24 protein-coding genes, 1 pseudogene and 1 riboswitch are annotated in these 26,694 nt (G+C 42.7%); of the genes and pseudogenes, 5 read left to right on the plus strand and 20 right to left on the minus strand.

Features of this window, described 5'->3' with window-relative positions; all coding sequences use genetic code 11:
* Positions 1-99: 99 nt before the first annotated feature.
* The 9 genes and pseudogenes from FFL34_RS00350 to FFL34_RS00390 form a co-directional block, all read right to left on the minus strand.
* Positions 100-1,401 carry a pyrimidine-nucleoside phosphorylase gene (locus FFL34_RS00350; protein ID WP_138600320.1) on the minus strand — a complete coding sequence of 434 codons (1,302 nt, stop codon included), beginning with the start codon at positions 1,399-1,401 and terminating at the stop codon, positions 100-102.
* A 17-nt stretch (positions 1,402-1,418) separates the two neighbouring features.
* Positions 1,419-2,239, minus strand: a pseudogene (locus tag FFL34_RS00355) (purine-nucleoside phosphorylase).
* Between the two features lie 15 nt (positions 2,240-2,254).
* Positions 2,255-3,433 carry a phosphopentomutase gene (deoB, locus tag FFL34_RS00360; protein WP_138600322.1) on the minus strand — a complete coding sequence of 393 codons (1,179 nt, stop codon included), beginning with the start codon at positions 3,431-3,433 and terminating at the stop codon, positions 2,255-2,257.
* A 96-nt stretch (positions 3,434-3,529) separates the two neighbouring features.
* A complete protein-coding gene (gene xerD / locus FFL34_RS00365) occupies positions 3,530-4,423 on the minus strand; it encodes a site-specific tyrosine recombinase XerD (RefSeq protein ID WP_138600324.1) in 894 nt (297 codons plus the stop codon).
* 5 nt (positions 4,424-4,428) lie between these two features.
* On the minus strand, positions 4,429-4,641 hold the full coding sequence (locus tag FFL34_RS00370) for a YqzK family protein (RefSeq protein ID WP_138600325.1): 213 nt from the start codon (positions 4,639-4,641) through the stop codon (positions 4,429-4,431).
* 297 nt (positions 4,642-4,938) lie between these two features.
* A complete protein-coding gene (gene fur / locus FFL34_RS00375) occupies positions 4,939-5,397 on the minus strand; it encodes a ferric iron uptake transcriptional regulator (RefSeq protein WP_138600327.1) in 459 nt (152 codons plus the stop codon).
* A gap of 118 nt (positions 5,398-5,515) precedes the next feature.
* The gene (spoIIM, locus tag FFL34_RS00380) at positions 5,516-6,160 is read right to left on the minus strand and encodes a stage II sporulation protein M (RefSeq protein ID WP_138600329.1); all 645 of its coding nucleotides are present in this window, start codon (positions 6,158-6,160) and stop codon (positions 5,516-5,518) included.
* A 190-nt stretch (positions 6,161-6,350) separates the two neighbouring features.
* Positions 6,351-7,520 carry an endonuclease Q family protein gene (locus tag FFL34_RS00385; RefSeq protein WP_171046224.1) on the minus strand — a complete coding sequence of 390 codons (1,170 nt, stop codon included), beginning with the start codon at positions 7,518-7,520 and terminating at the stop codon, positions 6,351-6,353.
* 4 nt (positions 7,521-7,524) lie between these two features.
* On the minus strand, positions 7,525-8,070 hold the full coding sequence (locus FFL34_RS00390; RefSeq protein ID WP_138600331.1) for an NUDIX hydrolase: 546 nt from the start codon (positions 8,068-8,070) through the stop codon (positions 7,525-7,527).
* Between the two features lie 121 nt (positions 8,071-8,191).
* Between FFL34_RS00390 and FFL34_RS00395 the strand changes: the two genes are divergently transcribed.
* Both FFL34_RS00395 and FFL34_RS00400 read left to right on the plus strand, forming a co-directional pair.
* The gene (locus FFL34_RS00395) at positions 8,192-9,106 is read left to right on the plus strand and encodes an aldo/keto reductase (protein WP_138600333.1); all 915 of its coding nucleotides are present in this window, start codon (positions 8,192-8,194) and stop codon (positions 9,104-9,106) included.
* Between the two features lie 175 nt (positions 9,107-9,281).
* Entirely contained in the window at positions 9,282-10,535 is a 1,254-nt protein-coding gene (locus FFL34_RS00400; protein WP_138600335.1) for a Y-family DNA polymerase, read from the plus strand.
* A 241-nt stretch (positions 10,536-10,776) separates the two neighbouring features.
* Here the strand turns inward: FFL34_RS00400 and FFL34_RS00405 are convergent, their stop codons facing one another.
* From FFL34_RS00405 to FFL34_RS00455, 11 genes are all read right to left on the minus strand, one after another.
* Positions 10,777-11,793, minus strand: a complete 1,017-nt coding sequence (locus FFL34_RS00405; RefSeq protein WP_138600337.1) for a thiazole biosynthesis adenylyltransferase ThiF — start codon at positions 11,791-11,793, stop codon at positions 10,777-10,779.
* Positions 11,793-12,557, minus strand: a complete 765-nt coding sequence (locus FFL34_RS00410) for a thiazole synthase (protein ID WP_138600339.1) — start codon at positions 12,555-12,557, stop codon at positions 11,793-11,795. Before FFL34_RS00410 ends, FFL34_RS00405 begins: the two co-directional genes overlap by 1 nt.
* 1 nt (position 12,558) lies before the next feature.
* Positions 12,559-12,762 (minus strand): sulfur carrier protein ThiS, encoded by a 204-nt coding sequence (gene thiS, locus FFL34_RS00415; RefSeq protein WP_138600341.1) that lies wholly within the window; start codon positions 12,760-12,762, stop codon positions 12,559-12,561.
* Entirely contained in the window at positions 12,759-13,880 is a 1,122-nt protein-coding gene (gene thiO, locus FFL34_RS00420; protein ID WP_138600343.1) for a glycine oxidase ThiO, read from the minus strand. The genes thiS and thiO overlap by 4 nt, the downstream gene beginning before the upstream one ends.
* Complete coding sequence (locus FFL34_RS00425; protein ID WP_325053258.1) at positions 13,877-14,470, minus strand: thiamine phosphate synthase; 594 nt, start codon at positions 14,468-14,470, stop codon at positions 13,877-13,879. Before FFL34_RS00425 ends, thiO begins: the two co-directional genes overlap by 4 nt.
* A 111-nt stretch (positions 14,471-14,581) precedes the next feature.
* Positions 14,582-14,692, minus strand: a riboswitch (TPP riboswitch).
* A 136-nt stretch (positions 14,693-14,828) separates the two neighbouring features.
* Positions 14,829-18,014 (minus strand): carbamoyl-phosphate synthase (glutamine-hydrolyzing) large subunit, encoded by a 3,186-nt coding sequence (carB, locus tag FFL34_RS00430; protein ID WP_138600347.1) that lies wholly within the window; start codon positions 18,012-18,014, stop codon positions 14,829-14,831.
* A gap of 45 nt (positions 18,015-18,059) precedes the next feature.
* Entirely contained in the window at positions 18,060-19,241 is a 1,182-nt protein-coding gene (locus FFL34_RS00435) for an acetylornithine transaminase (protein ID WP_234031378.1), read from the minus strand.
* Positions 19,238-20,053: an acetylglutamate kinase gene (gene argB, locus FFL34_RS00440; RefSeq protein WP_171046225.1), complete on the minus strand. Its 816-nt coding sequence runs from the start codon at positions 20,051-20,053 to the stop codon at positions 19,238-19,240. The genes FFL34_RS00435 and argB overlap by 4 nt, the downstream gene beginning before the upstream one ends.
* A gap of 17 nt (positions 20,054-20,070) precedes the next feature.
* Positions 20,071-21,306, minus strand: coding sequence for a bifunctional glutamate N-acetyltransferase/amino-acid acetyltransferase ArgJ (gene argJ, locus FFL34_RS00445; RefSeq protein ID WP_138600351.1), 1,236 nt, complete (start codon positions 21,304-21,306; stop codon positions 20,071-20,073).
* Between the two features lie 11 nt (positions 21,307-21,317).
* The gene (gene argC / locus FFL34_RS00450; protein ID WP_138604624.1) at positions 21,318-22,364 is read right to left on the minus strand and encodes an N-acetyl-gamma-glutamyl-phosphate reductase; all 1,047 of its coding nucleotides are present in this window, start codon (positions 22,362-22,364) and stop codon (positions 21,318-21,320) included.
* Positions 22,365-22,532: 168 nt separating this feature from the next.
* A complete protein-coding gene (locus tag FFL34_RS00455; RefSeq protein WP_138600353.1) occupies positions 22,533-23,777 on the minus strand; it encodes a DNA polymerase IV in 1,245 nt (414 codons plus the stop codon).
* Between the two features lie 129 nt (positions 23,778-23,906).
* Here FFL34_RS00455 and FFL34_RS00460 point away from each other — a divergent pair, with 129 nt between their 5' ends.
* The 3 genes from FFL34_RS00460 to rnz are packed head-to-tail and all read left to right on the plus strand — an operon-like array spanning position 23,907 to position 26,626.
* Complete coding sequence (locus FFL34_RS00460; protein WP_318279446.1) at positions 23,907-24,668, plus strand: glycerophosphodiester phosphodiesterase; 762 nt, start codon at positions 23,907-23,909, stop codon at positions 24,666-24,668.
* 16 nt (positions 24,669-24,684) lie between these two features.
* Positions 24,685-25,701 (plus strand): NADPH dehydrogenase NamA, encoded by a 1,017-nt coding sequence (gene namA / locus FFL34_RS00465; protein WP_171046226.1) that lies wholly within the window; start codon positions 24,685-24,687, stop codon positions 25,699-25,701.
* A gap of 1 nt (position 25,702) precedes the next feature.
* On the plus strand, positions 25,703-26,626 hold the full coding sequence (gene rnz, locus FFL34_RS00470) for a ribonuclease Z (RefSeq protein WP_138600357.1): 924 nt from the start codon (positions 25,703-25,705) through the stop codon (positions 26,624-26,626).
* Positions 26,627-26,694 lie beyond the last annotated feature (68 nt).

Raw genomic sequence — 26,694 nt, forward strand, 5'->3', positions numbered from 1 at the left:
TTGAGGGTGGTTTTATACCGTTTTGGCGCAACCAGCAAAAAAAAAGCACACTTCATAAAGTGTGCTTTTTATACAGTTAACAGCTATAAAAAATTTTGCTTATCTGACAGTACTATGAATGAGCGGCGGTGCCTCAACTGCATGGTCCGATACGTTGATGCTGGCATACAATTTTTCTTTGATAGTATCAATGGAAGAATCGTTGGTATGGATAGTTACCAGCGGCTCTCCTTCATTTACAGTATCACCGATTTTTTTATGCAGAACTATTCCAACAGAAAGATCAATTTCCGAATTCTTCGTAGACCTGCCAGCGCCAAGCATCATTGCCGCGGTTCCAATATTGTCGGCAATGATTTCCGAAACGGTTCCGGACTTCGTGGCAGGCAGCTCAATTTTATGTGTCGCTTGTGGTAATAATTCGGGATGATCAATAACACGGGAATCGCCGCCCTGCGATTCCACAAAGGTTTTAAATCGCTCCAGCGCTTTTCCATTATTGAGATTTTCGGTCAAACGTTTCTTCGCCTCTTCGACTGTATCGGCCTTACCAGCTAAAACGGTCATATGGCTGCCGAGTTCAAGGCATAACGCTGTCAAATCACTTGGGCCATTACCTTGTAATGTGTCAATCGCTTCTTTTACTTCCAGCGCATTTCCGATTGCTTTTCCCAGTGGCTGGTTCATATCAGAAATGATCGCCAAGGTATCTCTGCCAACATGATTGCCTATAGATACCATCGCTTCAGCCAATGCTTTTGCATCGTGATAGTCTTTCATGAATGCACCAGCGCCTGTTTTAACATCAAGGACAATTGCATCCGCGCCGGAAGCTATCTTTTTGCTCATAATGGAACTGGCAATAAGCGGGATAGAATTAACCGTAGCAGTAACATCTCGCAAACTGTATAACTTTTTGTCTGCCGGTGTTAAATTACCTGTCTGTCCGACTACGGCAACTTTATTTTTATTGACCGAGTCGATGAATTCATCATTGCTTAGCTCAACATGAAAACCTGGAATTGCCTCCAACTTATCAATCGTTCCACCGGTATGGCCAAGTCCACGTCCACTCATCTTAGCAACCGGGACTCCCACCGAAGCAACAAGCGGTGCTAGGATAAGCGTTGTCGTATCCCCTACTCCGCCTGTTGAATGTTTATCCACCTTCACACCGGAAATCGCCGAGAGGTCTATCTGTTCACCAGAAGCCACCATTGAAGCAGTCAATTCCGCACGTTCGGCTTCGGTCATATCCCGAAAAAAAGTAGCCATTAGCAGCGCACTCACCTGGTAGTCCGGGATGTCGCCATTTGTATAACCATCAATAAAAAAATGAATTTCGTCTTTAGACAATTCTTTTCCATCACGTTTTTTTTCGATGAGATCATACATTCTCATAATTATCACCTGCATTTTTATTTTGGGAATGTACGAATGATTTCACTGATAAACCGCAGAAAATCATCGCGTACTTTTTCAGTTGTTTCCATCACTTCTGAATGCGTAAGCGGCTGGTCAAGCATCCCGGCAGCCATATTTGCTATACATGAAATGCCAAGGACACGTAAGCCAGCATGGGCAGCCGTTATCACCTCGGGAACAGTAGACATGCCAACTGCATCCCCGCCCAGGGTCCGGAGCATTCTGACCTCTGCCGGTGTTTCATATGCCGGACCGGTATTCCCGATATAAACACCTTCCTGAATGGTTATGCCTAGTTTTGCTGCACAATCCTTTGCATGTCTTAGAAGCGGTCTATTATACACTGTGACACGTCTGGAAAACGTTCGCCCATCGTTTCATCATTCGGTCCGATCAGTGGATTGTCACCCATATTGTTAATATGATCTGTTATAAGCATTAAGTCACCTGGGCTAAACAATTTATTAATACCACCAGCCGCATTAGTAATAACAATCGAATCAATTCCCAGTGCTTTCATGACACGTACAGGAAACGTCACCTGCTTCATGGAATATCCTTCGTAATAATGAAAACGCCCCTGCATTGCAATTACCTGCATCCCTTCTAAATTTCCTGCTACAAGCTGTCCCTTATGCCCTGCAACAGTAGATTCGGGAAAATGCGGTATGTCTTTATATGGAATGGTGGTCGAATGGTCTATCTTATCGGCTAACACACCAAGACCGGATCCCAATATGAGTCCGATTGTAGGAATGTCGGAGAACCTTTCCCTGACATATGTCGCTGCTTCGTTGATTGCTTTTTGATCCATACAAAGCCCACCTTTTTATTTAATTTTATTCAAAAAGCTTTTTCCGTGCTCTGGCAATTTAATGTTGAAATTGTCTGCGACGGTAGCACCGATATCAGCAAATGTCTCCCTAATTGGCAGTTCTTTTCCTGATTCCATACCAGGATGATGGATGAGCAGCGGCACATACTCCCTTGTGTGATCTGTCCCATGATGAATAGGATCATTGCCGTGATCAGCTGTAATAATCAACAGGTCATCTTCATTCAATTTGTCCATTACTTCTGGAAGTCTGGCATCAAAAGCTTCCAAAGCCTGTCCATACCCTTCAGGATCGCGTCGATGGCCATACTTAGCATCAAAATCGACCAGATTGAGAAAGTTTAATCCAGTGAAATCTTTAGACATGGATTCAATAAATTTTGTCATTCCATCATTATTATCTGCTGTGCGAATGGCTTCTGTAATACCTTCACCATCATAAATGTCTGAAATCTTCCCCAAGGCAACAACATCAAAATCATTATCTTTCAGTTCATTCATCACGGTGCGACCAAATGGCTTCAGCGCATAGTCATGACGGTTCGGTGTGCGCTCGAAATTGCCTGGCTCCCCAATGAACGGACGTGCAATCACACGACCAACCATATATTTTTCATCCTTTGTCAGTTCACGGGCGGTTTCACAGATGGAATATAATTCATCAAGTGGAACCACCTCTTCATGAGCGGCAACCTGTAGAACAGAATCCGCCGATGTATAAACGATTAATGATCCTGTGTCCATATGCTCCTTACCTAATTCTTCAATGATAGCAGTGCCTGATGCCGGTTTATTAGCAATAATTTTTCTTCCCGTTTTTGTCTCCAGTTCTTTGATCAATTCATCTGGAAATCCGTCTGGGAATGTTCGAAATGGTTGTTGGATATGCAACCCCATAATTTCCCAATGGCCAGTCATGGTGTCCTTCCCATTAGATGCCTCTTGCATTTTCGTGAAATGAGCCATTGGGGATGTTGCTTTTTCAATACCTTTAATCTCTCTAATATTACTTAGTCCCAGTTTTGCCATGTTAGGCATGTTAAGACCATCCATTCGTTCGGCAATGTGTCCGAGTGTATCGGCACCCTCATCTCCAAAAGCTTTAGCATCCGGTGCCTCCCCAATACCGACTGAGTCCAATACAATAAGAAATACACGCTTGAAATTTTGCATATCACATATACCTCCTTAGTTTTGTTTTACCCTTTTTTGCTTTTTAATATGTTTCACCATTTTGTTGTATGATGTCTGACAACTGTGTTGAAAAAATTATGCTCGCGGATGATGTTCCCGATAAATATCCTTCAAACGGGCTTTTGTTACATGTGTATAAATCTGCGTTGTTGAAATATCAGCATGCCCTAACATTTCTTGAACAGAACGCAAATCTGCACCATTCTCCAATAAATGTGTCGCGAACGAATGTCGCAATGTATGCGGCGTAATTTCTTTCTTTATCCCGACATCGCGAGCGAGCTTTTTGAGAATTTTCCAGAAGCCTTGTCGTGATAGTGGTCGTCCGTGCTGATTGACGAACAATGCATACTGATCCTCATTCCGTTTTACAAGGCTTGTTCTGGAAAACCGTAAATAATCGTCAACAGCTTTTCTGGCAACGTCTCCAAGGGGGACAATTCGCTCTTTTGATCCTTTACCAAGACAACGAACAAACCCCATGGTCAAATGTAGGTCACTCACCTTTAACGAGACCAGTTCACTCACTCTAAGCCCTGTCGCATAAAGCAATTCAAGCATTGCTTTATTGCGCATCTCTAGAGGTGTATTCCCGCTAATTGCTAGTAGCGTATCCACATCCTGATTAGACAGAATCCCAGGTAGCTTTCTTTCTTTTTTCGGTGTTTCAATATGTATCGTTGCATCGTGATTGGTTATCTGTTCCCTGACAAGAAACCGGTGAAACGAACGGATGGATGAAATAGTCCGTGCAATGGTAGCAGATGATTTCCCGTCATCCTTCAGTTTATATAAAAAACTGGTAATATCAGTCCGGTCAATATCGTTCCATGCTGACTTCTGGACCCTCTTTTCAATATACAACAAATATTTTTTCAAATCTCTCTCATATGACTTTAATGTGTTCTCTGAAACGCCCTTCTCCACCTGTAGGTAATGCATGAATTCGTCAAAAGCGGGCTTGAGCATGATCACTACTCCCCCAACTGAAAAAATAAATTCAAGCGGTCTATTAAACTCTTATCAGCATCAGTATTGAACACTTTCACCGAAGGACCCTCAGGCGGATCGTATCGATGATATTGTTCATATTCAGCATGTATGTAACGCAGACCTGCATAGAACAGACATGTGCAAACGATAAAGATGACAAAAACTTTCAACGTATCCCACAGCGCCTGCTTCATCTTCCATCACCTCTTTTTTGGCTTTCTATTATTAAATCTATGCCAAAAAAGGAGGACAATATACATATTTAGAAAAACTTATAAGCTACCCTATCCTTAAAATAAACCATTTCTCTATAAAAGTAAATAAAGAAGAATCAGCCAGCGATGAGCTTTCTAAGCGAAGATGATTACCTTAAATTCACTGATTGTGATTGTCCGAACCTTGAAAATGCGCTAAGTAATGGTTTCTTACCGTCAAAAAACAAAAAGCCTTTCTTCTCATTCAGAAAAAAGGCAGTCCCATATGAATATCAATTATTTCGTTGACTCGACTACTGCTTCCTGACATTGTTTACAAATGCCATGAAAAGTGAGCCGGTGATCTTTCACTTGAAAACGCCAGTCCTTTTCGACGATACGTTCAACTTCTTCTAAAAGATCTTCTTCAATTTCCTCAACAGACCCGCATTCGATGCAAACGAGATGGTGATGAAAATGCTCCGCCCCTTCTTTTCGCAAGTCGTAACGTGACACACTGTCACCAAAATTTATCTTATCAACAATTTTCAATTCCGACAACAATTCAAGGGTCCGGTAAACAGTGGCCAGCCCTATTTCGGGAGCTTTTTCTTTAACGAGCAAGTATACATCCTCAGCACTAAGGTGATCTTCTTCACGTTCAAGCAATACTCTAACCGTTGCCTCGCGCTGCGGTGTAAGTTTGTAGCTTTGAGCATGGAGCTGCTTTTTTATCTGTTCCAACCGATGTTCCATGGCAAGTCTCCTCCCTAATATATCCCCTATATCCCCACTTTCATTATAGGTACAGATACAAATTGTGTCAAAGTATAATTATTATAAATTGTTATGTGGAATTATTATTATATAATAATCATTGTTGACTATAAAAGGATTTTATGATCAATTCCATACCTTCATTTGCAATATAGGCTTCCAACACTGCGGCGGCTAATGAAACGACGATTAGGGAGACAAATGCCATTACATACTTACCAAACGGCTGTAATACCGGTCGGGAGAACTTCCGGGAAAAAAGCTTGTTCAATAGAGTTAGGGAGAATATCATCGACAAACTACCTGCAGCGATATATACCGGGATTACAAGAATGTTTTGCGGTGCAATGGATATCGAAGCCAGAAATAGCCCCTTCATTCCCAGTTGATTAACGATAAAACCAACCGAAAAACCAACAATCATCCCCTTCAGAAACAGCAAAACCCAGACCACCGGCAGCCCGATAACTGATAAACCCAAAACAAACAATATAAATAAATATTTCACATGATAAAAAAAACTGTCTTTTAATATGGCATTATTTCCAGCTTGTTCGTCAGCAGCTATATCACCAAAAAAGCGTTCAAGATAAAAAAACAGGTCCTGCTTCTGGATAAAGTTCATACTGTTTACAATGATTGCACCAAAAATAATCCCTGTCAAAAACAGGATTATCATAAAAATATAAATGGTTGCGTGCTCTTTTACGTGGTCTACTAGAAGCGTCCGTTTATTGTACATTGGAATCCTCCATTGCCCTGTTTTTTCCGGTGTCCTTTTGTGAACATCCTCTACTAGAATCTATGAAGAATCCCAAATAAACATACCAAATGTTTTTTAAAAAAAGATAAGAAAATATAAAATGAAGCGATACAATTTTCACTGGCGAAGTTAAGCCACGTCCGGATCCAGCGCCTTTATTCAAATGATATCAATAAGTTGAAACACTTCCATATTTTCCACCACCACCGGCTTTAATAGCCAATTTCCCTTCTCTCATATCGATGATGGATGTTGCTAGTTTTTCCGGTACGACCTTATGCAGTTCATGAAATGGGACATGATGGATCACATTCATTTCCGTTTGAAAATGCTCCAGTAATTTTGTAAACGTCTTAGGGCCGAGTGACGGCAAATATTCTAAAGGAACCTGGTATAAATAAGGCGGGCGGTTCGTTTTTACGGAATCAGCATCCTGCAGCTCTTTGATACGGTCGAACACGCCTTTTACAATTTTTTTCGAACCACAATTATGACATTCCAAGGCACTGGCGGCAAGGGGTTTCAGACATTGGCTGCAAACAGTTGTGTAGTATTTTCCCAGATGGGGATTCATGCCGAAATTGCGCTTTATCCCACGGTCATGCACCTGATGCAGCGCCCAGTTAAATTCTTTAAACGAGGCCTCAGCCATGATTAATTCCTGGTATTCTCTTGCTATCTTCGGAAGCGAATGAGCATCTGAATTGGACAGAAAGGTAAAGTCATGCAGTTCACTTATTTGATCGGCCATTGCTGTATCCGAGCTGAGCCCCAATTCAATTGCGTCCAGCAAATCCGGGTCGAACACTTCTGTCATTGACCGATCGACACCTTTTCCATACATACTTTTAAAAGGTGTGAAAACATGTGCAGGAATGAAAATGCCTGAAAGCTCCTTTACTTTGTACTGCAAATCTTTGGCGGTTCCATAATAGCGCTGGGAACTTAGCGTAATGTTTTTCATTTTCGTTGTCAGCCATGCTGAGAACTTTTCCATTTGATCCAATGTTGGAAGAAAGCAGAGAACGTGGATGGGGCCCCAACAATGTTCATCATAAATTTCGATTTCCGAACCGAGTAGTAATGTTACATTTTCAAAACGGATACCCCCGTCATTGAGTTCATAGGCGTGCCCGGACTTGATAAGTTCTTTGATTTCCTGCTGCACAGCTGGGGCATGACTGTCAATCACGCCAACGAGATGAATCCCTTTATTCCGGCTTGCCTCTTTCAGAACATTTGTCAGTGTTAAGGTTTTAGCTCCGGTTATTTTTACCGGGTGATTATACATATCACGTCCAATGTGAATATGCATATCGGCAAAAAACGATTGCAGCATCGAACTACATCCTTTCTAACGATTCCAGGTATAGTATGGCGTAATTGGTTTTCGCATCATGAATCTTTCGTTCATTCACATATTGCTTTGCTTCTTCTAGCGTTAGTTCCACTCGCTCGACAAATTCATCCTCATCAGCTGCCGCGGCGTCATCCACCGATTCTATGTTCTTCGTCAAATAAAGGTACATCACCTCATCAGCAAATCCGGGCGAGGTATAAAACGACGTCACAAACTGCAAGGAATCTGCCCTATACCCTGTTTCCTCTTCCAGTTCACGCAATGCTGTCACTCGTGGATCTTCGCCGTCTTCCAGTTTTCCGGCCGGTATCTCTACTAGCGATTTCTCCAGCGGTTTTCGGTATTGTCTCACAAGAACAATCTTATTATCTTTTGTAATTGGGATAACCCCTACCGCCCCGGCATGTCTGATAAGTTCTCGCTTGGATGTTTTCCCGTCTGGCAGCCTCACGTCATCTACCTGCAGTTTGACAATTTTACCGTCATATATATGTTCTGTGCGAATGGTTTTTTCTTCAAATTCCTTCATATCTGTTTCCCCCTTTAATAGCAGAATCCTTCTTCTATTGTAGCACACCGTAAAACATTGTACTTGTACCGGCCCCTCTTTTACAATGGAATGAAAGGATAACGAATGGGAGGTTCATAAGATGAAAAAGAATCAGCTAGGACAATCGGATTTATATGTTTCTGAGCTGACACTCGGCTGTATGTCGCTTGGAACGGACAGCAACCAGGCAAAAGCAATCATTGACCGTGCATTGGATGCTGGCATCAATCATTTGGATACAGCGGATTTGTATAGTTTCGGCCGAAATGAAGAAATTGTCGGCAGTGCGATAAAGGATAAACGGGATCAGATCATTTTAACAACAAAAGTTGGTAACCATTTTGATAGAGATCAACAGGACTGGTTCTGGGATCCATCCAAAGAACATATTGAACAAGGTATCAAGGATAGTCTGCACCGTTTGGGGACGGATTATATCGATTTTTATATGCTCCATGGCGGAACAATTGACGACCCGATCGATGAAACCATCGAAGCATTTGAAAGCCTAAAATCGGAAGGGCTCATTCGGGCGTACGGCATCTCCTCCATCCGGCCAAATGTCATTCGCGAATATGTGCAACGTTCTCATATGGATGCGGTTATGATGCAATATAATATGCTTGACCGCCGTCCTGAGGAAGAAATATTGGATCTTTTGCACGACAATCAAATCAGTGTTTTAACGCGTGGTCCGCTGGCAAAAGGCATGCTCAGTAATCGCGCAAATGAACAAATTGCTAAAAAAGGAAAAGATGGTTTTCTTGATTATTCGCATGCTGAACTGAAAACCATTCAGCAAAAACTTGAACAACTTGCCGGTGATGAGTCACTAAATGCGCTTGCATTAACGTATGTACTGAAGCATCCCGCGGTTGCCAGTGCCGTGTTTGGCGCAAGTTCTATGGAGCAAGTGACGGAAAATACACAATTTGATCCTGCCGTACTAAGTGATGAAATATATAGGGAAATACAGGAAATGACTAAACCTGTTAAGTATACCAACCACCGATAGTTTCCTTCTTTATAATCATTGGTTGTCAGATTAAAAAAGTGGCATGAATTATATAAAAGCCATCCCATTTCAGTGAGCGCTTTGGCCAGTTATGCGGGACAAATTTCCATTGATAATAGTTCATAAAGGGCATATAATAATAGGAACAAATGTTCTTAGTATTGAGGTGTGAACAATGGATTATGCCAACTACCCGCGGAATGATATCCTGTGTATTGATATGCGCTCCTTTTATGCGAGTGTCGAAGCCGTGAAACGAGGGTTGGATCCAATGACTGCCCAGCTGGCTGTCGTCGGTGACGTGAACAGGCCGGGGAGCATCGTCCTGGCCGCCTCTCCGGCATTAAAGAAAAAGCACGGCATCAGTAATGTCAGTCGCTTTTTTGAACTGCCTAATGACCCTGACATTGTCATTGCACCGGCACACATGGCAGACTATTTAGCAGTGTCCATAGAAATCACCAAACTGCTTAACCAGTATGTCCCGAAAGAAGCGATTCATCCGTATTCGGTTGATGAGGTCTGGGTAACGGTGAACGGAATGGAGAAATTATTTGGCAGCCGGTGGCAAGTTGCCGCTTCCATCAAACGCGATATCCTGGAAAATTTCGGCATCACCTGTTCAATCGGAATAGGTGACAATAAATTCCTTGCTAAAGTGGTGATGGACCTATACGCCAAAAAAGAGGGCATAGCAGCATGCACGTATGAAGATGTCCGGGAAAAACTATGGCCACATCCAGTGCAGGATATTTGGGGAATCGGCCGGCAAATGCAGCGCAATCTAAACCGGATGGGGATTATTACGCTCGGACAGCTCGCTCGTTTTCCGTTTAAGCAATTAACAAAACGGTTTGGGATTATGGGGGAACAGTTATATTGGCATGCCTGGGGGGTTGACTTAAGTCCTGTCCTCGGCAACTTTACAAAAACAGAACAAAAAGGATTTGGTCATGGCATCTCGTTATTGCGTGATTACTCCAACGATGAAGTAGCTGTCTGTATGCTCGATTTGTGTGAAGAAGTATGCAGAAGAGCACGAACAGCAAATAAAGCCGGCCGAACCATTCATCTTGGTATAGCTTATTCCAAGACGTCAGGAGGCGGGTTTAGCCGATCGAGGTCCATTCCGCTGCCAACCAATAGTACCATGGACATGTATCATGTTTGTATGGAGCTGTTTGGTGAATTTTATGACGGAACAAGTGATATAAGACATGTTTATGTAACATTGGGCAATCTGCATGACGACTATGGTGATGCGCAATTGAGTTTATTTGAAGACACTGCCGGAAAAAAAGCTATCGGCTACGTGATGGATAACATTCGTGCAACATACGGATCCACTGCCATTTTACGTGCTACAAGCTATACAAAAGCGGGAGTTACTATCGACCGAAGCGCAAAAATAGGTGGGCATCAAGCATGATACCAATCGTCAATTAACTCCACCTCACAAAAAATTGACGTTCATCTTATTTTTCCAGCTCATCTTTATCTATCATTCTTACAAAATCAGTATTTTTATCATGAAAACACCCTTTGGACAATGATATCCAAAGGGAAGTGTTTTATTTCTAAGGGAAGCCCTTGGCGCAATGTCAGCAATTGTGTTGTGGCATAGAATAATACAACCAAAGTCATCTCATTCATATTCGTTCCACACGTCTCTAGGCGAGATATTTGTGATAGAGTGATTTTGCCTTTACTTCATCATTTGTCCCATGCACAAGTACACGACCATCCTTAAACATCACCATGCGATTCTCACCGGTCTTAAATTGCAATAAAAAGTCATTCTGTTCTACTTTGCCAAGTTTGGATAAGGATGCGGCAACAGTCTCCAAATCCCTTTGTTCGTTTGCTGCCGGCCGAATTTGCACGGTATCCCGGCCGCAAAGGACTGCAGTCTTCATTTTATTGTCATACGTCAAGAATGGATAAGTCGCCTCGGATCCGCATGATGAACATGCTGCCTTTTTTACTTTAGAAACGTTGATTGATGCGTGCTGGTTTGTCCATAGATCAAAGGAAATTAATTCACGGCGTACGTATTCCCAGTTTTCTGTTAATATCTTAAGTGCTTCAGCCGTTTGATGGGCAACGACTAACTGTACAACCGGAGAAATCACCCCTCCCGTATCACAGGTCATGCCACCAATAGGAACATCTTCCATCAGACAATGCAGGCATGGTGATGTTCCCGGAATAACGGTAAAACTGACGCCGTAACTGGCAACAATTGAACCGTAAATCCATGGAATTGCATATTTCTGCGATATATCATTCATAATCATACGAATGTCAAAATTGTCAGTAGCATCGATGATTAAATCGATCCCATGAACAAATTGTTCCATTTCTAAAGGTGTAATATCAACAATGTGTGCGTTAATTTTCACGTCGGAATTGATTGTTTCCAACCGTTTTTTTGCAGCAATTGCTTTAGGCATATGATTTCTGGCGTCTTCCTCGGTGTATAATTGCTGGCGTTGCAGGTTGCTCCATTCGACATAATCACGATCTGCTATAGTAATAGTGCCAACGCCGGACCGGACCAATATTTCCGCATTTCCGGTACCGAGCGCCCCCGCACCAATAACTAATACGTGCTTATTTTGCAGCAGTGCTTGACCTTCCTCGCCAATGCCGGAAAATAACATCTGTCTGGAATAGCGTTCCTGCATTATACACTGATTCCTTCCATTGGACTGCTGGCAGTTGCGTATCGTTTTTTCGGAATACGCCCTGCCTCATAGCCAAGCCGTCCCGCTCGAACAGCCAGCTTCATCGCTTCAGCCATTTTAACAGGGTGTGCTGCAGCAGAAACCGCTGTGTTCAACAATATACCGTCAGCACCGAGCTCCATTGCCGCCGTTACATCATTAGGGGAACCTATTCCGGCATCAACAATAATAGGAACAGTTGCTTGCTCAATAATTAAGCTTAAATTAAGAGGATTAATAATACCTTGACCAGAGCCAATCGGTGATGCACCGGGCATAATCGCGTGTGCACCGGCATCGGCAAGCCGTTGGGCGAGCACAACATCATCCGACGTGTATGGCAAGACTGTAAACCCTTCCTTTACCAGTTCTTCTGTTGCTTTTAATGTTTCAACAGGATCGGGAAGCAACGTCTTGTCACAGCCGATTACTTCCACTTTAATCATGTCACAAAGACCGGACGCTTTCGCCAGCTTTGCCGTACGAACAGCTTCCTCAGCCGTTTTCGCTCCCGCTGTATTTGGAAGCAGGCTGTACTTTTCCACGTCAAGTTTCTCCAAAAAGTTTGGCTGTGATGGCTCAAAAATGTTCATCCGTCGTACCGAAAAAGTCAGTACTTCTGTTTCCGAGACATCCACTGCCTCTTTTTGTGTATCGAAATCCGGATATTTTCCTGTACCTAAAAATAGTCTTGAATGAAATTGTTTATCTCCAATAGTTAACATCTCAACCGCCTCCTACAAATTGTACGAACTCAATTTTGTCACCGTCTGTTATTTGCTTATCAACGTGAGTAGATTTTTCTAAGATATCGCCATTATGTTCCACAATGACACCGGGATTCGTGATATTCAAATGCAGCTTGACATCTTCAATCGTTTTCACTGTTTCCGGCACATGTATCTCATTGCCATTTACGTTTAGCTTCACGAGTTCACCTCCTCCAAAAGCTTACGGTCAATCGCAAACGTATCATCAACTGGTTTGCCTTCTAATAAGTCAGCTACAAGTATACCTGTAATCGGACTAAGCAGAATCCCATTCCGAAAATGGCCGGCTGCAACAGATAAGCCATTTACATGAGGGCACCTACCAATGTAAGGTAAGTCGTCACCTGTTTGCGGTCGGATACCTGCCCAAGCATTTTCCCATTTGGCCTCCTTCAACGCCGGAATCATGTTTGTAGCATTTGCTATCAGGCCTGACAAGCCATGCAAATGTACAGTTTGATCGAAATCACCGGGCTTTTGTGTGGCGCCAATGATCAACCTTCCTCCAGACTTTGGTACAATGTAACCATTTGTCAGAAAGATACTAGAGGATATCATTTGCTGATCATGCTGAACTGCAAAACATTCCCCTTTCACAGGATAAACATCTAGTGATTCACCGGCTTTTTGGAGGATGTGGCTGCTCCATGCTCCACCTGCAACAACTATTTCCTCGGCATAATAGGTACCGGCAGTAGTTTTGACCCCAATAATACGATTATCTTTCCGTATAAAACTGTCGACTTTCGTATATTCCAGCATATCTGTACCTAAAACAGCGGCCGATTGAGCAAAAGCTTTAGACAATAGCGGCGCAGAAACCTGTCCGTCATTCGGTATATAGAAACCACCTAAGGCAGCAGCAGAAAGTTCCGGTTCTTTCATCCTTATTTTTTCTGCCGATAACCATTCCGCCTCTTGCCCCATCGATCGCTGTAGTGCTGCAACAGATTTTAAATGGGTAAGTTCATCTTCTGTTTGGGCCACTTTTAAAATACCGGTTTGTTTGAGTTCGATATCTATGCCGGAGAGGGATTTTAGTTCCTCAGCTACCACCGGAAACATCGCCCTGCTTTGTTGGGCCAATGGAAAAAGCTGATGATCACCTTCCAGTTCTGACTGCGCACCTAACATTCCTGCTGCCGCGCTGGAGGCCTTTTTCGCCATCCCATCTTTTTCAATGATCAGCACTTGCATGTTTCGTTTACTTAGTTGATATGCAATGGAACTTCCCATCACTCCCCCGCCAACGATAATTGCGTCATAATGCTGTTTCATTTTATTCCCCCTGCTAGACATTCTTGATATTTCTTCACAGCTTTCAGTGGATCTCGCGCCAGCAAAATTCCTGACAAAACCGCAATACCACTGGCACCACTTTGCAAAACAAGTTGAGCATTTTCGGGCGTTATTCCGCCAATGGCAATAACGGGTGCCGTTGTGTTATGGGTAACTTCCTCCAGTTGTTTCACCCCTCTAGGTGCTATTCCTGGTTTTGAACCGGTTTCAAAGATATGCCCATAAATGAGATAATCTGCACCATGACCGGCGGCATCAATAGCTTCCTTAACTGAATGAACCGAACAGCCAACGCGCAAGTGACGATAGAATTTTTTTACCTCCGTTACGTCCATGCTTTCATTGGTAAGCTGAATTCCATATGTTTTCATCACGTGTGCTACATTAACACGAGTGTTCACAACGAGTTTGTTACGGGGAACACCTTCTTCAATAAGTAAATCAATTGCTTCTATCATTTCATTATCTGTCCACGAAGGTTCGCGGAGATGAACGAAGTCTATATATGGATGTATATCCTTTATAATCGACACAAATTGCGCTCTAGTCTGTTGCCCGGTCGAAATCACATGAAGCTCTTTAATCGCAACCCCTCCCTTTCGGACGTTCAGCTAAACACAAAAAACCACTTTCCTGTATCAATCCGGAAAGTGGTTAGCTCGGTAATTTAATAGATAAACGACCTCGTCCCACCACTTCCCTGCGCCGGTATTAACCGTGTCAAGTTCAAAGAGTCCCAAAGTCAAGCACTTTGATCTCAGCCTTTTAGAAAGGCACCCCTAGTGGAAATCGCAAAATTATTAAGTTATGAATTAAATTTATCACGAAGATTTTAAAATGTCAATTAAATATTTTGTCCTCATAGTTCAACGTAACTAATCGTTAAAAAAGTATAGCAAAAGGTGGGCGGTCTCTAACTACGCTTTTTTACACGGAAACACTTGTAAGGCGTTTTTTATAGTACTGTTGTAAAGTGGCAACAGAAAAATCATCATCAGCTTGCCAACATTCCATTACTGTTTTTAATGTGTCGATACAGGTAAATAACGCTACTTGGTTGTTCGTTGCCAATTTTCTGGCCACATCGCCACTTTTTTTCTGCTGTACACCTGATGGAATAATCACCGCACCTGCAAGTGACCGTTCGTGAAATAGCGTGTGCAACGCTTCCGGGCTGTTAGCCACCGTTTCGTTTTCGATTCCGCATGCTCGCAGATAAGAACTTGTTCCGGGTGTTGCCAATAAATGAAATCGCGCAGCCAGTTTTTCCAGCAATGGGGCGGCTAAGATTTTTTCTCTGTCAGCAATAGAACAGAAAAGACCGGTTTTCGATGGGTTTGTCTCCAGTGTAAGGGAAGGTATACCCGTTGCTTTAGCAAGCGCTTTTTCATAGCTTGTATCTAGTCCAAGTATTTCCCCTGTTGATTTCATAACAGGACCTAATAATGGATCCATCCCTTCCATCTGAGCCGAAGAAAAGACTGGTGCTTTTACTGCATAGTATCCAAGTGTTTCAGGCAATACATCCTTTCCAAGCATCATACCAAGTTGTACATGGACAGCATTATCGACCATAGCTGTATCCGTAAGTTTGCTGACCATTGGAACTGTTCTGGAAGCACGTGGATTTACTTCTAACACATAAACGGTATCATCACTGACAACAAATTGAATATTTATCATACCGACAATGTTTGTTTTTTGGCAAATGGCTTTTGTGTAATCCAGCAATTTTTCCTGTTGCCTTACGGTTAAATGAACAGGAGGCATAACAGCAATACTATCGCCGGAATGTACTCCTGCCCGTTCAATGTGCTCCATTATAGCAGGGACCATAATGTTTTGCCCGTCACTGACACAGTCCAATTCCACCTCAAGGCCTTGAATATATTTATCAATCAAAATCGGCCAGCTTCGTTCATTCAGCTGTTTTATTTCTTGGAGGTAGGAATCCAAGGCATGTTCATGGTAAATAATCTGCATTAACTCCCCACCAATAACATAGGAAGGCCTTACAAGCACAGGGTACCCAATTTTTTCAGCACGCAACTTTATATCATCCATACGATAAGCCATTTCTCCCTGAATATGCGGAATGTTCAATTGGTGTAGTATTTTGTAAAATAGATTGCGATCTTCCAACTGATTTACGGTATCAATCGGTGTTCCATAAATATATACACCTGCTTCTGCTAATTCTTCGGCAAGATCAAGTGCTGTTTGGCCGCCAAATTGAATCAGCGCACCGGATATATTCTCATATTGAATAACGGATAAAACATCTTCAGCTGTTAATGGTTCAAAATAGAGGTGGTCCGCCACAGAACTATCTGTACTTACCGTTTCCGGATTATTATTGATTATCACGGTTGTATACCCCGCCTTTTTTAAAGCATACGCGGCATGGACACAACTATAATCAAACTCCATTCCTTGCCCGATGCGAATTGGTCCCGAGCCTATAATAAGCACTTTATCCTTCTCGTTAGGCTGTGATTTCGTATAAAGGTCTCCTTGCCATGTGGAATAGTAGTATGGTAAATGATTTTCAGTTATAACCGTTTGATACGCAGGGGTTAGTCCCATACTGTTTCGTTTTTCTCTAATTGCACTTTCAGTTGTCTGTAAACATGCAGCCAACGCTGTATCACTGATTTGCAGTTCTTTCGCTTGTATCATCATTTCTTGTGAAATAGATTGCAGAGACATGGTTGTCAGCTGTTCCTCCATTTCCACAATGTGATTAATATTCTCCAGAAAGAACGTGCTGATTGCTGTCATTTCTTCGAGTTCTTGTATTGTTTTTCCTCGGCGAAGTGCCTCAGCAACTGCGAATAGTCTTAGGTCAGTTGGTGCTTGCATGTGTTCAAACAACGCTGTTTCTTCCAAATCACCTACCATAGAATGCCGGAAGCTGTACATGTTACAATCTAATGAACGAATGGCCTTGTTTAAAGCTGCAGCAAATGAACGGTCAATTGCCATCGTTTCCCCTGTTGCCTTCATTTGGGTACCCAATGTCCGGTTTACTTCAGGAAATTTATCGAAAGAAAAGCGCGGTATTTTCACGACCGTATAGTCAATTTCAGGCATATAGACAGCTTTATCCTGGACAGGAAAATAATCTTTCAAATGACTATTAAGTGCACATTTCGTCGCTAGCAAAGCAATCGGACAGCCGGTTGCTTTGGAAGCTAACGCGGAAGATCGGCTAACACGCGGATTTACCTCAATTACATAATAATCATTTGTTGATGGTGACATGGCAAATTGTATGTTACAAGCCCCTACAATCCCTAAATTACGGATAATTTTTACGGCTGCATCACACAACAGCTTATTCTGTGTTTGTGACAGTGTTTGAACTGGTGCCGTAACAACAGAATCACCCGTATGTACACCAACAGGGTCAACGTTTTCCATACCGCAAACAATGACACACGTATCACTTTTATCCCGAATAACTTCAAACTCAACTTCTTTCCAGCCCTTAATGCTTTTTTCAACTAAAATCTGATGAATGGAACTTGACTGTAGACCGTTGGAAGCTACTTCTCTTAGTGCATGTTCATCACTGGCAAAGCCACCACCTGAACCACCCAATGTATAAGCAGGCCGGACAATAACCGGATAGCCAATGATATCCGCATACTCAATGGCTTTTTCTACTGACGTAACTGTATAAGATTCCGGTACCGGTTCTAAGAGGTCATGCATGAGCGCACGAAACTTTTCACGGTCTTCTCCTTGCTGAATCGATTCAACAGATGATCCCAAAAGCTTCACACCATGCTTTTCCAGTAGTCCTGACTGATACACTTCCATGGTCAGGTTCAATCCTGTTTGGCCGCCAAGGGTGCCTATCATTCCGTCAGGTTGTTCTTCACTAAAAATCTTTTCTATCGTTGCCACTGTCATCGGTTCCATATAAATGGAATCTGCTACGGCTTTGTCAGTCATAATTGTTGCAGGGTTGTTGTTTAACAGGACAACTTCAATACCCTCTTCCTTAAGCGCTAAACAAGCCTGCGCACCTGCATAATCAAATTCTGCAGCCTGACCGATTACAATTGGGCCGGAGCCAATTACAAGAACCTTTGATACGTTATTCATGCTTTACCTCCCATCTGTGTGTTGGTACAACGTATCGTTTTCATCCTATTTACTATATGAGCCATAGACGGCTTCAAGTACTTGTTGCAGTTTATCAATAAATTTATCCAATTCCGTTGTTGTTACGGTAAGTGGAGGCAATATGCGAAGGACGTTGGCCCCAGCTGTTAAAATTAAGAGTTTTTGATTGATCGCTTCTTTCACTATTTCCCCGGCCCCATCGGTTAATTCTATACCGACCAACAGCCCTTTTCCTCTAATTGTTTTGATTTGCGGATACGCCTCTTTTAGTTCTGTCAGTTTACTGAAAAGAATGTCACTTTGTCTGTTTACATTTTCCAAAAGGGACGGTGACGTCAGCTGTTTCATAGTTGCCACACCAGCAGTCGTTGCCAGCGGATTGCCGCCAAATGTACTTGCATGACTTCCAGGGCCGAAAGCTTTAGCAACATTTGTTTTTGCAAGCATGGACCCGATCGGAAAGCCGGATCCCAAACCTTTGGCTGTTGTGAGTATATCCGGTTCAAACCCGTAATCCTCATAGGCGAATAAAGAACCCGTTCGACCGAGACCTGTTTGTACCTCGTCTACAGCAATGAGAATGCCCTTTTCCCTGCAGATACGGACAAGTTCGTTAATCCAAGCCTGTTCGGCGGGGATAACACCACCTTCCCCTTGAACAAGTTCAAGCATGACAGCAGCCGGCGGGTTGTTAGCCAGAAAAGTAAGCGACTCGTAATCGTTGTATGTCAAATGAGTGAAACCGGATAACAATGGTTCAAATCCTTTTTGAATTTTTTCCTGCCCTGTCGCACTGGCTGTACCCATTGTTCTGCCGTGAAAAGATTTTTCAAATGTAACGATGTTTTTATTTGTTGTGTTATACGAACGTATTAACTTAATGGCGGCTTCATTTGCCTCTGCGCCACTGTTGCAAAAGAATACTTGATCAAAACAGCTATAAGCTGTCAGCAAATTTGCCAATGTCTCCTGTGACGGAATATGGTATAGGTTGGAACAATGCCAAAGTTGTTCTAATTGATTTGATACCGCTTCTTTTACTGTATCCGGCACATGACCAAGGTTGCATGTGGCAATACCAGATGTGAAATCTAAATAAACATTGCCAACGTCGTCCCAAACGTAACTCCCTTTCCCTTTTATAACGGTTACAGGAAAACGGTTATACGTCTGCATAATGGCAGATGTCTCTGTTGAATTTGTCAATTGGAAGCCTCCTCTGCTACGGTTTGCTTATTTCTCCGTTGAACGGATTCAAATACCGTACCTGTTTTCTCTTCTATAAAAAAGTCCATTAAACTATTTTTCTCGGCACCGTTAAGAATAACGACTTTCCGCACTCCTGCTTCAATACTGTTCAAGGCTGCTTGTACTTTAGGAATCATACCTCCGTATATGGCACCACTATCAATCATTTCTTCTGCTTCCTTTGCTGACAGCTTCGGCACAAGTGTATCCTGATGAAGTACGCCGTCTACATCAGTTATCATGTACAAGGACGCTTGCATGGTTGTTGCTACTGCCGCTGCAGCAAGGTCTGCATTAATATTCCAGCGCTGGCCCTGCTGATCAACTGCCAGTGGGGAAAGAACAGGGATAATTCCTTTGTCAAGCAAGGCGTTCAGTCCAGTTAAATGCACGGAAGCAACTTGACCTACATAGCCCAGCTTCTGATTAGATGCCAATGGTTCGGCTTCTAATGTCATATTATCTACACCACTTAACCCGATTGCTCTGCCATTTTGGGCAGTAATTTCACGGACAATTTTTTTATTCACGATTCCTGATAAACCCATTTCCACAACATCTAAAATCTCTTCTGTTGTTACCCGCATTCCGTTAACAAAAGTCGTTTGAACATCTAATGTTTGCAACAAATTGGATACCACCGGTCCGCCGCCATGAACGACAATCGGCTTTAAGTGATATTGTTCCATCAATTCAACGATATTTTTATAAAACGTATCCGGGAGTTTATCTAACACACTGCCACCACATTTAATCACGATATACGACAAGCAACTCTCCCCCCTCGTTAAGTTCGGTACGATGCGTTAATTTTTACGTAATCATAAGATAAGTCACATCCCCATGCGCTGGCTGATTGTGTTCCGCTATGGAGGTTTACAGTGATAACGATTTGTTCGTTATACCGTAAGTATTCAGTAACAACTCCATCCGCGAAGGCTGCTGGCATCCCGTTTTCCACAACTTTCACATCACCTATTGCGACTTCCAAATTACACGTATCAAGGGCAACTCCACTATAGCCGATGGCACAGATAATTCTTCCCCAATTTGGATCTGATCCATAAATGGCAGTTTTTACAAGGCTGGAACCAACAATAGCTTTGCCGATTGCACGGGCATCGCTTTGCAGCTGTGCTCCTGTTACATTTACTTCAATTAATTTTGTTGCACCTTCACCATCTCTCGCTATTTGTTTGGCTAGCTCCCGACACACATATGTTAATGCTTCAGTAAATACTCGACATTGGTTTAGATCTCTTGATGTAATAGGTGTATTCGTTGCCATACCATTGGCCATTACCATCACTGTATCATTTGTACTTGTATCCCCATCTACGGTAATGCAATTAAACGTCTTGTTTACAGCGGTTTTCAGAGCCGCATCAAGACTTTCCTGTTCAATAGCTGCATCGGTCGTTAAGAATGCCAGCATCGTTGCCATGTTTGGTTCAATCATTCCGGAACCTTTGGCAGAACCGCCAATGGTTATTTGCTCCTCGCCTATTTGCACCTGTACACAGACATTTTTTGTGAACGTATCCGTTGTTAAAATTGCTCGTTCAAAATTTTTCTCATCGGTATCATGAAGATTAATCTGTTCAATTCCGGCAGCTAATGTATCCATCGGCAGTTGCTCACCAATAACTCCTGTTGAATTGACGGCAACCAAATGTGGTTGAATCCCCAGTTTTTCCGCGAACCAGCGCCGCATTTGATATGCATTTTGCAAACCTTCCTCACCTGTACATGCATTAGCAACGGCGGAATTAATAAGCACACCTTGAATCCGTTTTTCCTGTGCAATACTTTCTTTGGTAACCTGGAGTGGTGCTGCTTGAAATTGATTTGTCGTATAAACAGCTGCTGTATTAGCCGGTGCGTCCGAATAAATCCACCCTAAATCCGGCCGTTTCCGCTTGAACCCACAATGAACCCCCCCTGCGTGAAACCCTTTGGCCGAAGTGAGCCCACCTTCCTTTGGTTCAATCCCTACATCCGTTACTTCTGTATATGTTTCCATTCTTTCCTCCTTTATGGGTATGTTGGAATCGTGTCAAGTCCCAATTTCTCATCCCAATGGTTTACTAGATTAAGATTTTGTACCGCTTGACCGGCAGCACCCTTAACAAGGTTGTCGATTACGGATACGACAGTAAGGGTATTGGTACGCTGGTCAAATCCGACACCAATATCACAAAAGTTTGTTCCGTAAACTTCTTTTGTTGCAGGCCATGTTTTTTCAGGTCTAACCCGAATAAAGTAATCATCCCGATATGTCTCTTTATAAAGTTCAGTAAAATCCGTATCAGTTAGATTGTCATTTATGGGTATATAAATAGTACATAAGATTCCTCTGGTCATTGGAACTAAATGTGCATTGAATAAAATCGTCACCTGCTGGTTATTTATGTCGGATAATACTTGTTCCATTTCCGGTATATGCTGGTGTGTACCAACTTTATACGCTTTTGTATTCTCGTTTATCTCTGAAAAAATGGTCCCTAGTGCAGGCTTCCGGCCCGCACCGGAGACACCGGTCTTACCATCAATAATAATGGTCCGGCTCTCATCGATTACACCGAGTTTTATGGCGGGAATAATCCCGAGCAACGCGGCAGTAGGATAACATCCGGGATTAGCGATAAATGCTGCCTGCTGAATATCACCTCGGTATAGTTCGGCAAGTCCATAGACAGCGTGGTCAAGGAACTGCTGCTGGGCAGGTGTGTTTTTATACCACTCGCTGTATACATCACCATCTTTTAACCTGAAATCACCGGAAAGATCAATACACGGTAAGCCAGCCTCGATAAACGCTGGGGCAATATCCTTTGTTATGCCGGATGGTGTCGCAAAAAATACAACATCCACACGATCCAATATTTCATTTACATCCAATTTTTCCAATGGCAATTCCACTATATTTTGTAATTGCGGATACTGCGCAGTAATTGCTTGCCCCTGTGTTGAATGGGAAACAAGTACGTCAATCGTTACCTTTGGATGGCTATAGAGAAGACGAATAAGTTCAATCCCCCCATAACCGTTTGCCCCAATGACACATGCCTTCAATAGCATCACCCGCCTTTTCACTTAAAATGATTGTGTATCATTATACATAATAAAGAATAATTATACAATACCTGTTTTAAAATTATATAAAATTTTTAGAAATGTCATATTAACTTTATTTTCTGGTGAGTACCGAAAAAGAAAAGCACGTACAACTCTAGCTGTTGTACGTGCCTACTTTTTATAATCATCCAAGAAATCCTTTTGAAAACTTGTCCGCAAATCGTCATCGGTATCATTTTGTAGTTGTTTAAAGGTGTTTTTTCCGTACTTTTGTGTTAATTGATCTATAGTGGTATAAAGCTTCTCCTTCTCCGCTTCCTTTTCATACGTAAACAAGTCTAACTGTTTAGCGATATTTTGCTTCTCATCCACATCTTGAACAGTTATGCCAAGGAGCCGGATTGGTTCGGTATTCCAGTGCTTTTGAAAAAGCTCGTTAGCTGCATAAAGGATATCCTCTTTTTTATCAATATAATCATGCAGTTTTTTACTACGAGTTACTGTTGTTCGATCATAATACCTAATCATAATCTGAATGCTGCGCCCCACTGCTTGTTTTCTTTTCATCCTTCGTTCCACATTGTCAGCGAGCAAATTCATCAGTTGTCGAATTTCGTCTTCATCAACCGTATCTGTGGGCAAAGTCTGTGAACTGCCGATACTTTTAAATTCATGTACGGCATCCGGGTCGACAGGTCGCTCGTCCATTCCATTTGCCCGATTTTTCAGCCGTTCGCCATTAATTCCAAATAGCTGTTTAAGCTGGTAACCATCACCATTCGCGAGGTCGCCGATTGTTTGGATATCGATTGCGCGCATTTTGGCAGCCGTTTTCTCGCCGACACCGTACATTTCCTCAATCGGCAGTGGCCAAAGCTTTTCACGGATATCCCGTTTCCGCAAAATGGTGATCCCCATCGGTTTTTTCATGTCAGAAGCCATCTTTGCCAGAAATTTATTGGGGGCAATACCAATGCTACATGGAAGGTCCAGTTCGTTTTTGATTTGTTGCTGCAGGTTTTCAGCAATTTCGATAGGACTACCATGCTCTTCGGTACCGGTTATATCCATATATCCCTCATCAATAGACACCGGCTGAACGCATGTAGTGATTGCCGCAAGCATTTGAAACATTTCTTTGGAAGCAGTTCGGTACCGGTCAAAATTAGGGCGAAGAACTGTCAGATCCGGGCACAATCTTCGCGCCTCCCACAACTGCATCGTTGTCCGAACCCCTTTCGCTCTCGCTTTATAGCTGCTTGTAACAATAATGCCTTTACGTTCCTCTGGATTTCCGGCAATCGCCAACGGTTTTCCTTTTAGTTTTGGATTATAGGCCATTTCTACCGATGCATAGAACGAATTCATATCAACATGAAAAATGACCCTGCCTTTTTTGGGGTACCATTGTGACATCAAACGACATCCCTTTTTAATCATATTGCTTCTATTATATCATATCAGTTTCAATTCACTGGAAATCATTATCCGGACTGCGCAATTAAATTGACTTCTCTTAAAAAATAACACACAATCAAACAAGAGGTGAATAAATTGCCAACCAACATTTTTGCGCATCGAGGTGCAAGCGGGCATGCACCGGAAAATACCATGGCCGCCTTTGAGCTTGCGTATCGACAAGGTGCTGATGGAATAGAAACCGATGTTCATCTGACAAAAGACAATATCCCTGTATTAATGCACGATGAACAAGTCAACCGAACGACAAATGGCGCCGGATACATAAAAGATTATTCACTCAAGCAATTGAAACAACTAGACGCAGGTTCCTGGTTTTCTTCAGCATTTGCTGATTCCAAGATCCTGTCACTGGATGAGTTTCTTACATGGATCCGCCACAAGGCCTTATATTTAAATATTGAACTAAAAAATAATAAAATAGACTATACGAACTTGGAAACAATTATCTATAACAGATTAGCACATTATGGGTTGTTACATCGCAGCATACTGTCAACATTCAATCCTAACAGCATGATGCGGCTAAAAAAAGCTGAAACAGACACTGAAACTGCCTTATTAATTTCAAGACGTTTTAAACATAAAAAATTGATAACCTATGCATTGGATTTAGAAGCATCAGCTGTACATATAAAATATCGTCATCTCCGTCAGCGGCTTGTTGACCGTATCCATCAGAAACAATTGGCAGTACGTGTATTTACCGTTAATGAACTAAACCACATGGTCCGTTGTTTCTCGATGGGGTGTGACGCAATTTTCACCGATTACCCAGAAGCAGCCGTGCAATCCCGTCGACAATTTAACAACCGGAATGCGAGATAAATCAGGAGGAATCATAATGAGCAAACTATTTACACCAATTGAATTTAACCATGTTCAGTTAAAAAATCGTATCGTCATGTCACCAATGTGCATGTATTCCTGCATGAAACAGGACGGAAAAATGACTCCTTTCCACGAAACACATTATATTTCCCGGGCGGTCGGTCAAGCCGGTCTTGTTATGACCGAGGCAGCCGCTGTTCTACCGGAAGGACGAATTTCACACGAAGATTTAGGTATATGGAGTGACGAGCATATAGAAGGATTGAACAAGTTAAATGAACAGATTCACAGCTATGGTTCGAAGGCAGGAATTCAACTGGCCCACGCAGGCCGGAAAGCACAGCTCGACTCGGCAATCTATGCACCGTCAGCACTTGCATTCAATGAATCATCAAAAACACCGACCGAAATGACAATTACAGATATCAAACGAACGATTGACGCGTTCAAAGAGGCGACTAGACGTGCCAAAAAAGCTAATTTTGACATAATCGAAATTCACGGTGCGCATGGCTATTTAATCAATCAATTTCTATCTCCGCTGACCAATAAACGCACAGACGAATACGGTGGAAGCAAAGAAAATCGTTACCGCTTTCTATCGCAGGTGATCGATGCAATTCAAACCGCCTGGGATGGGCCGCTATTCGTACGTGTGTCTACTGATGAATATGATGAACATGGGAACACAATGGGAGACATCATTTATTTTGCTGAACAGATGAAACAACAGGGTATTGACCTGATTGACTGTAGCTCGGGTGGCGTTGTACCAGCTTCTATCAAACCGTATCCGGGTTATCAAGTGAAGCGGTGTGAAACCATCAAACAAAATGCAGCCATTGCCACTGGTGCTGTTGGACTGATAACGTCAGGGCTGCAAGCGGAAGAAATCTTACAAAATAACCGGGCAGATCTTGTGTTTATCGGCCGCGCGCTGTTGAGGAATCCGTATTGGCCGAAAGTAGCAGCTGATGAACTAGGTGATCAATTAGACGCACCGAAACAATATGAGCGAGGTTGGCGATAATATGGAACTCGTCTTTCTTGGCACCGGTTCAGGTGTGCCATCCAAAGAGCGGAATGTATCCGCCATAGCACTTAAACTACTGCAAGAACAAAACAGCATCTGGTTGTTTGACTGCGGGGAAGCAACCCAGCACCAAATTTTACGTACGAACATCAAACCACGTAAAATCACAAAAATCTTCATTACGCATATGCATGGAGATCATATTTTTGGATTACCGGGGTTATTAAGTAGCCGTTCTTTTCAGGGAGGAGAAGACCGTTTAACCGTCTATGGGCCTGAAGGAATTAAAAACTATATTGAAACAAGCATGGCAGTAAGCGGAACGACACTCACCTATCCCCTTTCCATCGTGGAATTCAAGGAGGGACAACTGTTGGATGATGACCAGTTTATGGTCACATGCAAACAGCTCGATCACGGTATTCCAAGCTTTGGCTTTCGAATAATCGAAAAAGACCGCCCAGGCAGACTGCTCGTTGACAAATTGAAGAAAGATGGGGTTGAGCCGGGACCGGTCTATCAGCAAATTAAGGAAAATGAAACTGTCCAATTATCGGATGGTCGCGTCATTCACCGCAGACAGTACATTGGCCCGGATAAACAAGGACGAGTCATTACCATTCTTGGTGATACACGGGCAACAGAAGCAGCGCGTCCACTCGCTGAAAATGCCGATGTATTGGTGCATGAGGCTACCTTTGGCACGGATCGGGCGGCACTCGCGACAGATTACTTCCATTCAACAACACAGCAGGCAGCAACATTAGCCAGAGACAGTGGTGCAAAGAAACTAGTGCTAACCCATATTTCATCGCGCTATCAGGATGGTGATGATGCCCAACTGGCTGATGAAGCCAAAGCGATTTTTTCTGAGACCGAGCTTGCCTATGACTTTTACCAGACTATTATTGAAAGTAAATAGCGCAAAAACGGGTATACCATTCCGAAAGCCGTGATGATAGGAAAAGAGCGTTCCTCGTATTGAAACGA

Origin of the sequence: Lentibacillus cibarius, from assembly GCF_005887555.1 — a bacterium.
GTDB classification, from domain to species: domain Bacteria; phylum Bacillota; class Bacilli; order Bacillales; family Amphibacillaceae; genus Lentibacillus; species Lentibacillus cibarius.

Excerpts from the sequence above, each read along its gene's own strand:
- xerD (WP_138600324.1), bottom strand. The coding sequence starts at position 4,423 with ATGCTCAAGCCCGCTTTTGACGAATTCATGCATTACCTACAGGTGGAG.
- carB (WP_138600347.1), bottom strand. The coding sequence starts at position 18,014 with ATGAATAACGTATCAAAGGTTCTTGTAATTGGCTCCGGCCCAATTGTA.
- FFL34_RS00405 (WP_138600337.1), bottom strand. The coding sequence starts at position 11,793 with ATGCAGGAACGCTATTCCAGACAGATGTTATTTTCCGGCATTGGCGAG.
- rnz (WP_138600357.1), top strand. The coding sequence starts at position 25,703 with ATGGAACTCGTCTTTCTTGGCACCGGTTCAGGTGTGCCATCCAAAGAG.
- FFL34_RS00385 (WP_171046224.1), bottom strand. The coding sequence starts at position 7,520 with ATGCTGCAATCGTTTTTTGCCGATATGCATATTCACATTGGACGTGAT.
- argC (WP_138604624.1), bottom strand. The coding sequence starts at position 22,364 with ATGCTATTGAAGGCATGTGTCATTGGGGCAAACGGTTATGGGGGGATT.
- fur (WP_138600327.1), bottom strand. The coding sequence starts at position 5,397 with ATGGAACATCGGTTGGAACAGATAAAAAAGCAGCTCCATGCTCAAAGC.
- deoB (WP_138600322.1), bottom strand. The coding sequence starts at position 3,433 with ATGCAAAATTTCAAGCGTGTATTTCTTATTGTATTGGACTCAGTCGGT.
- FFL34_RS00370 (WP_138600325.1), bottom strand. The coding sequence starts at position 4,641 with ATGAAGCAGGCGCTGTGGGATACGTTGAAAGTTTTTGTCATCTTTATC.
- FFL34_RS00390 (WP_138600331.1), bottom strand. The coding sequence starts at position 8,070 with ATGAAGGAATTTGAAGAAAAAACCATTCGCACAGAACATATATATGAC.
- namA (WP_171046226.1), top strand. The coding sequence starts at position 24,685 with ATGAGCAAACTATTTACACCAATTGAATTTAACCATGTTCAGTTAAAA.
- FFL34_RS00455 (WP_138600353.1), bottom strand. The coding sequence starts at position 23,777 with ATGTCACAATGGTACCCCAAAAAAGGCAGGGTCATTTTTCATGTTGAT.
- thiO (WP_138600343.1), bottom strand. The coding sequence starts at position 13,880 with ATGAAACAGCATTATGACGCAATTATCGTTGGCGGGGGAGTGATGGGA.
- FFL34_RS00410 (WP_138600339.1), bottom strand. The coding sequence starts at position 12,557 with ATGTTAACTATTGGAGATAAACAATTTCATTCAAGACTATTTTTAGGT.
- FFL34_RS00395 (WP_138600333.1), top strand. The coding sequence starts at position 8,192 with ATGAAAAAGAATCAGCTAGGACAATCGGATTTATATGTTTCTGAGCTG.
- spoIIM (WP_138600329.1), bottom strand. The coding sequence starts at position 6,160 with ATGTACAATAAACGGACGCTTCTAGTAGACCACGTAAAAGAGCACGCA.
- FFL34_RS00350 (WP_138600320.1), bottom strand. The coding sequence starts at position 1,401 with ATGAGAATGTATGATCTCATCGAAAAAAAACGTGATGGAAAAGAATTG.
- argJ (WP_138600351.1), bottom strand. The coding sequence starts at position 21,306 with ATGGAAACATATACAGAAGTAACGGATGTAGGGATTGAACCAAAGGAA.
- FFL34_RS00400 (WP_138600335.1), top strand. The coding sequence starts at position 9,282 with ATGGATTATGCCAACTACCCGCGGAATGATATCCTGTGTATTGATATG.